Genomic DNA, 13,110 nt, shown 5'->3' on the forward strand with positions numbered 1-13,110 from the left:
CCAGTTCAACATTAAAGCCTTCATCAATTAATTCTTTGATATAATCTTAGGCTTCTTAATTTATTCACTGACCATTCGGAATTGGCTAGAAAATGATGTAATGACTGGGCAGATTTTATACTGACCACTTTAGCAATTTCTGGTAAGGATTTTCTTTTGATCGGTGAAATTATTCCTAAGTGTAAATATTTGAAGCATTCATAATTTCTGACTTCTTGAAATAAGTCTTTATACTCGGCACAATATTCGTCTATGATGGCAACTGTTGGCTGAGCCTCTCTTGCCAAATGCTTCAGGATTTGTATTTCTACATCCATTGCCACACCTACTTTGTAGAGTTTGATCTTTTGATTCTTCTATTCATTATACTCGGAGACTGACAAAAGAGGGTTAAGAGGAAGAAGAAGAAAAAAATTGTCCCAGAGTCCCCCTTCACTGATGACTGATAACTGATGACTGATAACTGATCAATGCTTCTCCCAAATTCCGATAAAACCATAAATGAATAGGTTCTCCTTGCAATTCTATCCCTTTTTGATAACAATTAATTGCTTCTTTTAAATAGCCTTGACGATGTAATTGTTGTCCTAGATCCTGATAAATTTCAGGATCGGTAGGACTATTTTTCTGTGTTTCCCGATAGCGAGAAAGGGGATCTAAGTTAACTGCCTTTTTTTTTTTGAAATCACACGACCCATGGCTTCATAGGCTAAATCAAAATCCGGTTTTAGGTTAATTGCTTTTTGCAAATAGGCGAGAGCATCTTGATAGTTTTCTTTCTGTTCTAAGGCTTCTCCCCAATGTAAATGAATATCGGGAGAATGGGGATAAATTTCACAAGCGCGACGATAGCAACTAATGGCTTCATCCCACTTTTGGAACATAGCAAAGGTATGACCTAAAAGGTGATAAGCAACCGGAGATCCGGGGTTGAGAGTACAGGCGCGCCGGAGGGCGACAATAGCATTTTCAATGTTCCCTTGTTGTCGGAGGGTTTGTCCTAAATTTTGATAGGACTCAAAGGAATTGGGGTTAAATTCTTGGGTACGAGAATAAATGGCGATCGCTTCTTCAAATTGACGTTGTTTGTCTAAAATTTGTTGTAGGCGAACTTGAATTTCTCCCTGATTTTCAGGATTTAATTCTAAGGCTTGGCGGTAAGCGGCGATCGCTTCTTCAAATTGATAAAATCGGGCTAAATTCTGTGCTAATTGATCATATAATTCCGCCGCAGTCGGTTGTAAATGACAAGCGTGACGATAAACGGCGATCGCTTCTTCCAAGTTATAAACCTGAACTAGTGCTTTAGCCAAATTCCATTGATTTTCAACAGAATCGGGGTTAAGTTCAACACAACGACGATAAACAATTACGGCTTCTTCCCATTCATTTTGTTGAGATAAAGCCTGTCCTAACTGTTGGTAAGCCTCGACAAAATCAGGATTAAGTTCACAAGCTTGATGTAAAGCAATAATCGATTCTTCCCACTCTTTTTGGTGAATTAATGCTGTTCCTAAATGATAATAGGCTTCGGCGGAGTTGGAATTCACCTGACAGCAACGGCGGGAGAGTTTAATAATTTCTTCCCATTGTTCCTGTTGTTCTAAAATAGGTCGCAAATTCTGATAAACTTCTATCAAACTAGGATTGAGTTGATAAGCTCGGCGATAATTTTTTACCGCTTCATCGGTTTGACCTAACTGCTCTTGAAGTTTAGCCAATTCTAAATAACATTCTGACCAATAGGGATTAATTTCTAAGGCTTGATGGTAGGCGGCGATCGCTTCTGGGTGTTGATGTTGCTGGGTAAAAGCCCGTCCGAGATGGTAATAGGTTTCCCCATCCTTGGGTTTTAGGGCTAACGCCTTATGAAAGGAAGAAATAGCCTCTGGAATCCTACCTTGTTGAGTGAGAGCAATGCCCAAATTTGTGTAAAATTGATGATAGCTGCCATCGAGATCAATCGCTTTTTGAAAACAGCTTAGGGCCTTACTTCCATCTCCGATTTGTAGTTCTAAACTGCCTAAGCGGTCATGAAACCAGGGAGAATTAGGGTTGAGATCCACAGCTTTTTGATAAGCCGCGATCGCATCTTCTGGATTTCCACTATTGACGAGAGCCTCCCCTAAGTTATAGTAATACCAAGCGGATTTTGGGTTTTCCTCAATCGCTTTTTGGTAACTTTCAATGGCATTTTCAAACTGACTTTTTCTTAACAGTTGATTGGCGGTCTCAAAATAGCTAACACTCATACTAAAATTCTCAATAATTTCTATGATTTTACTGAAAGTTTCGGGATATTTTGCCTAGGAGTACAAGAAAAACGATTAGAGGTTCAGAGGCTAATCACCCCCTAATTGTTCCCATTGAGTCTTTATCCCAGTATACCTATTTAAGATTTTACACCGAATTTATGTCATTTTCTGATTCCCAATTAAAAAAAATTCGAGATCAACTAGAGCGATCGCAGTCCTGGTTAGAAAATATTCAATCTGAGATAGAATCTTCCCCATCTCAATCAACTCTACCCCTTGCGTCCACAAAACCAACTCAACCCCCACCCTCGTCAATTTTATTTGACCGAGATTATGGAGGTTTTACCGGGGGACATTTAAAAGTTTGGGATTATTTTAATCATGTCACATTTTCACCTCGTTATTCTCCCTCGATTTATTTTACCCCCCAAAGTAGTTGGGATAGAAATAATCCTTGGTTTAATTTAGATAAAAAGTTTATTTTATCCCAACCTTTAGCTAATCCTGATCTGATTTTTATGGAAGGGTTAGACTGGCAGTTACTAGATCAAAACTATAAACATAATTCACCTGTTCCCATTATTAATCTAATTCAGCACGTTAGACACGGATACCCAGATAATCTCCGTTATCCCTTTCTTAAGTATAAAGCCATTCGGATTTGTGTGAGCCCTGAAATCAAACAATATTTAGAAGACCATGCTCAAGTCAATGGTGAATTATTAGTCATTCCTTGTGGCTTAGAACTCCAGCAGATTCCTCTCTCTAAAAATTGGGATCAAAAAGATTATGATGTTTTAATTGCAGCTTTGAAAGAGCCAGAATTAGGCCAAGAGTTAAAGCAGAAATTAGAAATAACGGGTCAAAAAGTAGAACTCTTAAGCCATCAACTTTCCAGGTCAGACTATTTAGAACAGCTAAATCGCGCTAGAATAACCGTATTTCTTCCTAACCAAAAAGAAGGGGAGGGTTTTTATCTTCCCGCGTTAGAAGGGATGGCGGTAGGAACACTGGTCATTTGTCCAGACTGTATTGGCAATCGTTCCTTCTGTCTTCCGGGGTATAATTGTTTACGTCCTGACTATCGGGTAGAAAGCTTATTGAATGCGATCCAACAAGCCTTACAATATTCTCAAACACAAGTTAAACCCCTATTAACCCAGGCCAAAAGAACTGCTAATGAACATAATCTTCTAAAGGAGCGTCAAGCCTTTTTAGAGATTCTCGATCATATTCATGAAATTTGGTGAGATAGATTACCAATTTCACGTAAAATTATTCTCTTGAGATAGTATTCATAGATCATGCAAAAATCTAACACAGAACAAACCGTTTTCATTATCACCGGAATGCACCGTTCAGGAACCTCGTTAACAGCATCAATTTTGCAAAGTGCGGGGGTTCATATTGGCCGAAATTTATTAGGTGCAGATCATGTTAATATCAAAGGCCATTTTGAAAATATTGACTTTTATCAGTTTCATATCAACATTTTGGACTCACAAGGAGTCAGTGGTGCGGGTTGGACATTACAGGATAATCTGGAAATTAAAGAAGAATTTGTTGACCGAGCAAAACAACTCATAGAACAAAATGCCTTAAGTTCAATTTGGGGATGGAAAGAACCTCGAACCACCCTGTTTTTAGAATTTTGGGCAAAACTGTTACCCGAAGCTAGATTTTTATTAATCTATCGATCACCTTGGGAAGTGGCTGACTCCTTATATAGAAGGGGAGATGAAATTTTTCAATCTCAACCCGAATTAGCGATCAAATATTGGCAACATTATAATCAAAAAATTCTCGATTTTTATAATCAAGAACAACATCGTTGCTTGTTGACTAACCTAAAAACAATTGTTCAATATCAAACTGCCTATATTGATACTATCAATCATAAGTTTAACGTTAATTTAAGTCATCCCGCCCCTACCGCTTACGATCCTTCATTGTTAAGAACAGAGATTTCATCGAATAGTCAGCGACCCACTTTAATTGACCATTACTTTCCCGAAGCTATTGAACTCTATCAAGAACTAGAAGGGAGAGGATGGCATCCTGAACAAACACCGGATTTTTCTTGGCAAGAATTATTAAAACCTACTCTTTATAAAACTTGGGCATTTCAAGAATGGGTCAATTTGCGTCAATTAGAAATAGAGAATAAATCCCTGAAATCTCAATTGCAGGAGGAACAAGTTGGATTAGAAGAAGTCAAAGTCATCCAAGCTGAATCAGAACAAACAAAAACCCAACTCAAAACAGCAGAATCTCTATTAGAGCAATCTCAATCTCAATTACAAGAAACCGAATCTGTTTTACAACAATCTCAAACTCAGTTAACTAAAACCGAGTCTATTTTACAAAAATCTCATCATCAACTTAATCAAACCCGGACTGAATTAGAAACAGCTAAAACCCAATTTAGTCAATCTCAATTTGATGTGATGCGGTATCAATCACAATTACATCAAACTCAAGAAGAATTAGAATATTATGAACTTCATCGCCAGGAGTGGGAAGATGCTCAATCTCAACTAGATCAAGTCGAAGTAAGTTTAAGTCAATTAACAACTCAGTTACAGCAAACCCAAAAGCGGGAAGAACGTTTTCAAATTCAACTGCATCAAACTTTAGAAGAACTAGAGCAAACTAAAACCCAACTCCAACACGATCAAGATAACTTCCAAGAAACCAGCAATCAAGTTAAACAGTTAAAGCGAGATTTAAAACGGTCTACTTCTCAACTTTATCAAGTACAAAGTGAGTTTGATGTGTCCCATTCTCAATTGCAACAGTCTGAATCTCAACTCCAACAAACCCAAACCGAATTAACCGAAATTAAATCCCAATTCCAGGAAAGCAATCGTGATTTAAAACAAAAACAAGCCCAGGTTAATCAACTGCAAACCGAATTAAAGCGATCGCAATCTCAAATGTATCAACTTCAGATTGAGTTAGCCCAATCGCAATTGCAAATTCAACAAATCCAAGAGAGGCAACAACTGGAACAAAGCCTCAGCAATGATCCTAAAAAACATACTGAGATGGACTATAACCTCTTAATTTGGGATGCCTGGAACGCCTATCGCAACGGTAAACTCTCTCAAATGAAAGCCCACCTGCAAAAAGCATTAAAGTTAACCACAGCTTCCCCCAGCGAAATCATTTTAACCTGGTTAGAAAGTTTCTCCAAATTGTCACTCGCCCAGGGAATGGAACTAGATTCCGAAAGTTTAACAAATTCCGAGGAATGGCAACAGTTAGTCCGACAAATGACACGAAAAAAAGGTGTTACCCTGACCGAAAAATTTCATGACCCAAGCAAGACCCAAGAGGTTGAAGTTGAAGCGGTTGAAACCGCAGCTACACAAGCAAAAACCGCCGATGCGGGTTAAAGATTTGGATGCTGTGGACATTATTTTTCCGCGCAGGCGGACATCGTTTGTGTAGTAGCGATTTCAATCGCCGGGATTTCTTTTTGCGAGAAAGGTTCCCAAATGTAGTAAACTCTGGCTGACACATTAAGAACCTTTTGCACCTGTAACCTCAGATGCCCCACCATCTGTACCACCTAATCGCTTTTGTGATTTCGGCTCTAGTTGTGATCTGGAGTACCCCGATTGTTAAGAAAATCGCCATCCGTTCAGGACGGGTTGATTTGCCCAATGATCGCAAAGTTCATCAACAACCGATGGTGCGCTTAGGTGGCGTTTCCATCTTTGCTGGCGCCTTAATTGCTCTGTTATTGGTTTGGGGGTTAGGTGGCTTTATTGATGCCACGGGAAAACCTCTAAGCCCACGGGATGAATATGAAATTTGGGGCGTAGCCCTTGGGGGTATTGCTTTTTTTCTGATTGGTCTAGCGGATGATTTATTTAACCTCTCCCCTTTAACTCGCCTCCTGTTACAAACCGGTGTAGCCAGTTTGGTTTGGTGGGTAGGTGTCCGCATTGACTTTTTAACGATCCCGAATTTGGGTCTAGTTCAGATTGGATGGTTGAGTTTACCCATTACGGTGATTTGGTTAGTGGGAATGACCAATGCGATTAACTGGATTGATGGTTTAGACGGACTGGCGGCGGGGGTTTGTGGTATTGCCGCCGTGGTGATGTTGATTGTCAGTTTATTTATGAATCAACCCGCCGCAGCCCTAATTGCAGCGGCTTTGGCTGGAAGTGCCCTGGGATTTTTAAGGTATAACTTCAACCCAGCCCAGATTTTTATGGGGGATGGGGGGGCTTATTTTATGGGCTTTACCCTAGCTGGAGTGGGGGTGATTGGTTTAGTCAAAGTAACGGCCGTGACGTCGGTGATTCTGCCCTATTTAATTTTAGCAGTTCCGATTTTAGATATGTCGGCGGTGATTTTGGATAGAATTCGTCATGGAGAATCGCCCTTTGCTGCGGATAAACGCCACCTGCATCACCGACTATTAGACGCGGGTTTATCCCAACGCCGAACAGTATTATTTATCTATTCTCTCACCCTGTGGGTGGGAAGTTTAGCCCTAGCGTTTTCGGGAATACCCAGTGGTTTAGCCTATGCCTTGGGTGCAACCGGATTATTAGGATATACCAGTTGGCAAGCCTTAAAACGAGCCAGATTATAACAACCGTAGTAACCCCTTCAGGGGTTTCTTAATGATTGAATTCAAAAAGAAAGGGCTGTTGATTGAACTTCTTGCCAATGTAAACGATAAAGTTGCAGGGGTTCGGTTTTCCCTTTAACAATAACAGGAGGAATTTTTTCTAAAGGCAAACTCCGATCTTTTAACTGATCCAAAGTCGATTGAGAAATTAAAATTTCGTTTCTATTAGCGGCGGAACAAATTCGACTAGCAACATTCATGGTATCCCCAATATGGGTATATTGAATCAGTTTTTCTGACCCAATATTTCCGGCTGCTACCTGTCCGGTATTCAGTCCAATATGAATATAAATCGGTTCTCCATAACGCTGTTTCCATTGTTGATTCATTCTATCTACCGTCCACTGCATTTCAATGGCCGCTCGCACTGCTCGATCCACATCATCATGGCGAGAATAGGGCGCGCCCCAAACCGCCACTAAAGCATCCCCAATATACTTTTCTAAAGTTCCCTCAAAGGGAAAAACAATCTCCTCCACCATCAGTTTAAAATATTCATTTAACATGGAAATAACTTGACGCGGCTGCATCCGAGAAGACATTTCTGTAAATCGAGTAATATCAGAAAATAAAGCCGTTACTTCACTTTCCACGATCGCATCAAATTTTCCTTCTTCCCGCAGTTTTCGACTCACGGCTGGCGGAAAAAACCGTTCTAATTTATTTCTAATTACGGCTTCTTCCTGCATTTTTTTATAGAGTTCGGCATTTTCAATCGCGATCGCGGCTTGATTGGCTAAGGCGGCTAAAAATTCTACATCTTCGGGAGAATAAAGATTAGATAAAGATAAATTATCCACATACAAAACCCCAATCACACTATCCCGCAACTTTAAGGGCGCACACATGGACGCATGAATGGCTTGACACAGAATCGACTCAGACCCCTCAAATCGCTCATCGGCTTGAGCATTATCTATTAATACGGCATTTCCTGTTTCTCTAACAATATTGGTAATTTTTTTACTATAAAAATGTTCGTCAGCTAGGGGTTCTTCCCGAAATTTAACCGCCTTATTTTCTAAATTATTGGTTTGGGGATTAACTAGCAAAATCGCTGCCCGATCCAGATTCATGATTTGAAATAATAAATCTAAAATTCTATCAAGTAGTTTATTGAGTTCATTGGGAGAAGATAGCTCTTTACTGACTTCTAATAAAATTTTTAACTTGTCAACAATTCTTAAATTAGCATCCTGTTGTCGAATATTTAAAACTGAATTTCTGGCTTGAGAAGTTCCTAATAAATCTTGAATAATGGTATAACTATTATCGGTAGCAAATTCCTGAATAACCGAGGTTTGATGATTTTCAGCATCGGCTTTTAAAGCTGGGGTTAGGGAAACATTCATAAATTTAAACACCACCCGACCACAACGAATTAAATCTCCAGATTTGAGATTCGTGTGTTCAATCATCACCTCATTCACAAAGGTATGATTACTACTCTGCATATCGGTAATTGTGTTTTTTCCCTCACTGACATCAATGCGAGCGTGATGACGAGAAAGGCTCACATCCGCTAAACAAATTGTGCTATCCCGTCCCCGTCCGATGGTATTTACACCGAACTGTAGGTTAAAGGTCATGGCACTGGTTGTGTCGGGATTACAAATTAAATATGGCACTGTCCTCTTATTAGTAATCAGTTATTAGTACAGACGTGCGATGGCGTCTCCGTATCAGTGATTTCTACGGTTTCCATCCCTGTCCCCTTCCAATGTAACCCCAATTCACCAATTTATCTAGTTTAGGGCATCTTACCACTGAATTGGGCTGGGGTAACAACCCAAAACTCCATTCGATATTATGGTAAAGTAATTACGAATTACGAATTATGAATTACGAATGGGTAATGAGTAATGTCAATTTATTTTTTAATTTTTATAATAAGAGTAATCAGATTTTAGCTATATCTATAGCTTTTTGCAACATTTTTTAGTCTTTAAAATTATTAACTTAGGACATGAGCTACATCTAATTTTTACCCAAAACTCAAAACCCATTCGTAATTCGTAATTCGTAATTTGTAATTTCCCATTCTCTCTTGCCATGTATTTGAAATTATTACATCTCCGACAGTTTCGTAATTATGCCGATCAAAAAGTTATATTTGAAGCTCCCAAAACAATTTTATTAGGAAATAATGCCCAAGGTAAATCTAATTTATTAGAAGCGGTTGAGTTACTTTCTACCCTCAAAAGTCATCGAGTTAGTCGAGATCGGGATTTGATTTTCAATCCCCAACCTACTGCACAAGTTACAGCTACTTTAAAACGGGATTTAGGTACATTAGATTTAGGGATTACTCTGCGTTCCCAAGGGGGGAGAACTGTTTGTTTAAATGGGGAATCCCTGCGCCGACATTTGGATTTTTTGAGTGTTTTAAATGTGGTACAGTTTTCTAGTTTGGATTTAGAATTAGTTCGGGGAAGTCCCGAATATCGACGCCATTGGTTAGACCGTTTATTGGTTCAGTTAGAACCGATTTATGCTTATATTTTACAACAATATAATCAAGTTTTGCGTCAAAGAAATGCTTTATTAAAACAAATTAAACAAAATCCAGAAACATCAGAAATTCACCATAAACAAGAGGAATTAGAACTCTGGAATGTTCAATTAGCCATAGCTGGAACTAGGGTTATCCGCCGTCGCGATCGCGTTTTAGAACGTTTAGTCCCTTTGGCTAAAGTTTGGCATGAATCTATTAGTGGAAGTACGGAATTATTGGATATTAGTTATCAACCTAATGTTAATTTAGATTTACCCAATCACAGTTTATCAACGACTCCACCGGAAAAAATTCAACAGGCTTTTTTTGATAAAATTACCACAAGAGCGATCGCGGAAAAACAACAAGGAATTTCCTTAGTAGGGCCCCATCGAGATGATGTTATCTTTACTATTAATCAAACTCCAGCCCGAAGTTATGGCTCATCCGGTCAACAACGAACATTAGTTTTAGCCTTAAAATTAGCGGAATTACAACTGATTGAAGAAGTCGTAAGGGAGCCGCCTTTACTGCTTTTAGATGATGTTTTAGCAGAATTAGATCTAAACCGACAAAATCAACTATTAGATGCGATTCAAGACCGATTTCAAACTTTAATTACAACGACTCATTTAGGGGCTTTTGATACTCAATGGTTAAAACATACTCAAATTTTAAATGTTAAAGCGGGAGAGATTAGTCAGTTTATATATTAGGGAATAGGGAATAGGGAATTACGAATTACGAATTACGAATTACGAATTGGCAATCTTGCTATAATTATAACTTACGCATCAACTAATTATCTAACGGATTTTTTGCCTGATTCAGCTTGTTTAATTGATTCTAATAGGTGTTCTGCATTGGCTGGATTTGATAATAAATATAGTGTTTCTTGACAAGAGTTAAATTCATCTTTCGTTAAAGATAACATAAATCAGATGTTGATATTTAGCGAGCGAGGAGGCTCGCACTGCTTCCTCGTTTTCTCACCCAACTTCAATCCGTAAAACCATCTTTAATTCGGTTAAGTTGTTTCGGATAATGGCGGCGGAGTGTCGGTTTTAAACACAATTCGCAGTAAAGGAGGTGCTAAGAAAGTCGTGATAATGACCATCAGAATAATTGCCACATCCAAGGCGGGAGATAATGCACCACTAGCCGAACCAACGGCTGCGAATACTAATCCCACTTCTCCTCGGGGAATCATCCCGACGCCAATGCCAAGACGGTTGGGATTATCTAACCCAAACACTCCCCAACCCGCGGCAATTTTGCCCACAATAGCCACCACAATCAAAAAGGTAGCAATAATTAACCCTTCTCGATTTTCTGGGACTGCCGGGTTCAAAACCCCTAAATTGGTTTTTGCCCCCACCGCCACAAAAAATACCGGGACAATTACATCCGCAATGGGTTTAATTAGTTCTTCTAACTCTCTACCCGGTTCGGTTTCATCTAACACTAACCCGGCTGCAAATGCGCCTAAAATTGCTTCTAGGTGAATCGCGCCGCCAATATAGGCTAAAAGCAACGCTAAAGTTAACGCAGGTACTACAACCCGACCCCGGGTTTTAAATTGGGAAGCCAGGGCCACAAAAGTCCCGTTAAAAAACTTCCCTAAAACAATTGCACCGACAATGAAAACCGTGGCACTAATAATCAAATAAATGATATTAGTCACATCGATTTCTCCGGTTTTTGCGAGACTGGCAACAACGGCTAAAATTAGAATTCCTAAGACATCATCAATTACCGCCGCACCCAAGATAATTTGACCTTCTTGGGTAGATAAACAACCAATTTCTGATAAAACCCTAGAGGTAATGCCGATACTGGTAGCGGTCAATGCTGCCCCGGCGAAAACCGCCGGAATCACAGGAACATGGAAAATAACGATTAATCCGGCTGTGCCGACGACAAAGGGCACCACAACCCCCAAAGAAGCGACAACAAAGGCTTGAATGCCAACCGCTAGTAGTTGTTCAATATTGGATTCAAGGCCAATTTCAAACAGCAGAATAATGACACCCAGTTCCGATAAAATCTCTAAAACTTCGCTTTGACTTTTAAAAGTCGCTTCTGCGGCATCTGGACTTAACCCGGCGGTTTTTTCCAGAATACTGATAATTACAGACTGAGCGCTATCAATACCCCCTTCTGGAAAAACGACCAAATTCATGGCCGAAACCCCGATAATCACGCCTCCGAGGAGTTCTCCCAGAACTGGCGGAAACCCTAACCAGTTGGCAAATTCTCCCCCCGCTTTACTGGCTACAAAAATAGCCACTAAACTCAGCAGAACTCCTAGGAGTACCATGGTTGATTCTGCTTCAACGGGAGGACAGGCTTCCGTTGCTGTCCCCAAAATCGGCAAGAAATTTAATCCCCAGCTTGAGAATATAGAGTCTAGCGAGAAAAATCCTGTAACTAGATCCACAGTTAGCTCCAGATAACTCATCCAAATCACTTTACCGAAAATAGGGATATTAAGAAAGGGGGAGGAGAAAAATCAATAGCTACCTGTTTAAACTCTAAATGTTACAGGTTATTTGGCTAAGGGAAGTGAAAATTTAAAAATACTACCTTTTCCTAAATTACTGGAAACCGTAATTTTTCCGCCTTGTAATTCCACTAACCGACGGGTAATTGCTAATCCAATTCCGGTTCCCCCCGAATGTCGAGAACGGGAACGATCAGCCCGCCAAAATCGTTCAAAAACATGGGGTAAATCTTCGGGAGAAATGCCGATTCCGGTATCAATAACCCCAATCCAAAAAAAGTTTAAATCATAGTTAGTTTTAACGGTAATGGTTCCGGTTTCTGTATAACAAATAGCATTGCCTAATAAGTTAACTAAAATTTGTTCGGTTCGATCTAAATCGGCTAAAACCAAAGGTAAATCCGGGGAAGATTCTAACTGAATAATCGGCCCATCTTCTAAGATTTGATCGGAAAACCTCTGTACTAATGATACTAATAAGGGATATAAATTAACGGGTTTTTGATGGATGGGTAAATAACCGGATTCAACTTTTGAGAGTTCCTGTAAGTTATTTACTAATCTTTCTAAACGTTTTGTTTCCTTAGCTAATTGTTGATAAATTTCTGGGGAAGGATCAATATTTCCATCGGCTATTTCTTCTAAATAACCTCTAACAATTGTTAAAGGAGTTCTGAGTTCGTGGGTTAAATCACTCACTAATTCCCGTCTACCTTTTTCCACATTTTGTAAACTAGCCGCCATTTGATTGAAACTCATGGCTAATTGATTTAATTCGGGAATATCATTAGGAGACATTCGTTCTGACCATTCCCCGGAAGCAAATTTCTGGGTGATTTCTTCCATTTCCGTTAAGGGTTTAGTAATGCGTTTAGTTAACCAATAACTGAGTCCTACGGCGGCGGTTGTCCCGGCTAAAACTGACCAAAAGGTGCTGCGGTTCCAGGCTATTTCAAAGCCTTTGACCAGGCGAGTTCTAATATATTGTAACCGAAATCCTGGGCCTTCGAGTTGTTCTAAATTACTGACAAAAAATCGAGGAGAATATATTTTTCCAATAATCACTAAGGATGTTACCCCAATTAACATTACTAACAGATGGGATAAAAATAAACGACCTCGCAAACCAATTTTATTCATATCAGTAGTAAGCCCTTCAGGGCTTTATTAAATCTTGGTTAATAAACTAACCCCTAGTAATAACTGT

At 39.4% G+C, this 13,110-nt stretch carries 9 protein-coding genes and 1 pseudogene; 4 read left to right on the top strand and 6 right to left on the bottom strand.

Going from position 1 to position 13,110, the window contains the following annotated elements; translation table 11 throughout:
- Nucleotides 1-41: 41 nt before the first annotated feature.
- From PL9631_RS20940 to PL9631_RS20945, 3 genes and pseudogenes are all read right to left on the bottom strand, one after another.
- Nucleotides 42-317: pseudogene (locus PL9631_RS20940) on the bottom strand (IS701 family transposase); the annotation flags it as partial.
- 115 nt (nt 318-432) lie between these two features.
- Nucleotides 433-603, bottom strand: a complete 171-nt coding sequence (locus tag PL9631_RS27220) for a hypothetical protein (RefSeq protein ID WP_331281290.1) — start codon at nt 601-603, stop codon at nt 433-435.
- A 53-nt stretch (nt 604-656) separates the two neighbouring features.
- Nucleotides 657-2,252, bottom strand: a complete 1,596-nt coding sequence (locus PL9631_RS20945) for a tetratricopeptide repeat protein (RefSeq protein WP_083623369.1) — start codon at nt 2,250-2,252, stop codon at nt 657-659.
- 161 nt (nt 2,253-2,413) lie between these two features.
- On the opposite strand from PL9631_RS20945, the gene PL9631_RS20950 reads away from it, so the two are divergent.
- The 3 genes from PL9631_RS20950 to PL9631_RS20960 all read left to right on the top strand — a co-directional run bounded on the left by PL9631_RS20950 (nt 2,414) and on the right by PL9631_RS20960 (nt 6,867).
- On the top strand, nt 2,414-3,505 hold the full coding sequence (locus PL9631_RS20950) for a glycosyltransferase (RefSeq protein WP_083624275.1): 1,092 nt from the start codon (nt 2,414-2,416) through the stop codon (nt 3,503-3,505).
- A 54-nt stretch (nt 3,506-3,559) separates the two neighbouring features.
- On the top strand, nt 3,560-5,653 hold the full coding sequence (locus PL9631_RS20955) for a sulfotransferase (protein WP_156090650.1): 2,094 nt from the start codon (nt 3,560-3,562) through the stop codon (nt 5,651-5,653).
- A gap of 155 nt (nt 5,654-5,808) precedes the next feature.
- Nucleotides 5,809-6,867: a glycosyltransferase family 4 protein gene (locus PL9631_RS20960; protein ID WP_083623370.1), complete on the top strand. Its 1,059-nt coding sequence runs from the start codon at nt 5,809-5,811 to the stop codon at nt 6,865-6,867.
- Nucleotides 6,868-6,908: 41 nt separating this feature from the next.
- Here PL9631_RS20960 and PL9631_RS20965 read toward each other — a convergent pair whose 3' ends face one another.
- Entirely contained in the window at nt 6,909-8,534 is a 1,626-nt protein-coding gene (locus PL9631_RS20965) for an adenylate/guanylate cyclase domain-containing protein (protein ID WP_331281280.1), read from the bottom strand.
- A gap of 424 nt (nt 8,535-8,958) precedes the next feature.
- On the opposite strand from PL9631_RS20965, the gene recF reads away from it, so the two are divergent.
- Nucleotides 8,959-10,116: a DNA replication/repair protein RecF gene (recF, locus tag PL9631_RS20970; protein WP_083623372.1), complete on the top strand. Its 1,158-nt coding sequence runs from the start codon at nt 8,959-8,961 to the stop codon at nt 10,114-10,116.
- Between the two features lie 311 nt (nt 10,117-10,427).
- Here the strand turns inward: recF and PL9631_RS20980 are convergent, their stop codons facing one another.
- Nucleotides 10,428-11,861, bottom strand: coding sequence for a cation:proton antiporter (locus PL9631_RS20980; RefSeq protein ID WP_407947602.1), 1,434 nt, complete (start codon nt 11,859-11,861; stop codon nt 10,428-10,430).
- An 87-nt stretch (nt 11,862-11,948) separates the two neighbouring features.
- A complete protein-coding gene (locus PL9631_RS20985) occupies nt 11,949-13,043 on the bottom strand; it encodes a sensor histidine kinase (protein WP_083623373.1) in 1,095 nt (364 codons plus the stop codon).
- Nucleotides 13,044-13,110 lie beyond the last annotated feature (67 nt).

The organism is Planktothrix paucivesiculata PCC 9631 (assembly GCF_900009265.2).
Lineage (GTDB): Bacteria > Cyanobacteriota > Cyanobacteriia > Cyanobacteriales > Microcoleaceae > Planktothrix > Planktothrix paucivesiculata.

What these genes read in the sequence shown, in the direction of transcription:
- PL9631_RS20955 (WP_156090650.1), top strand. Translation starts at nt 3,560, where the DNA reads ATGCAAAAATCTAACACAGAACAAACCGTTTTCATTATCACCGGAATG.
- PL9631_RS20945 (WP_083623369.1), bottom strand. Translation starts at nt 2,252, where the DNA reads ATGAGTGTTAGCTATTTTGAGACCGCCAATCAACTGTTAAGAAAAAGT.
- PL9631_RS20985 (WP_083623373.1), bottom strand. Translation starts at nt 13,043, where the DNA reads ATGAATAAAATTGGTTTGCGAGGTCGTTTATTTTTATCCCATCTGTTA.
- recF (WP_083623372.1), top strand. Translation starts at nt 8,959, where the DNA reads ATGTATTTGAAATTATTACATCTCCGACAGTTTCGTAATTATGCCGAT.
- PL9631_RS20960 (WP_083623370.1), top strand. Translation starts at nt 5,809, where the DNA reads ATGCCCCACCATCTGTACCACCTAATCGCTTTTGTGATTTCGGCTCTA.
- PL9631_RS20980 (WP_407947602.1), bottom strand. Translation starts at nt 11,861, where the DNA reads ATGAGTTATCTGGAGCTAACTGTGGATCTAGTTACAGGATTTTTCTCG.
- PL9631_RS20950 (WP_083624275.1), top strand. Translation starts at nt 2,414, where the DNA reads ATGTCATTTTCTGATTCCCAATTAAAAAAAATTCGAGATCAACTAGAG.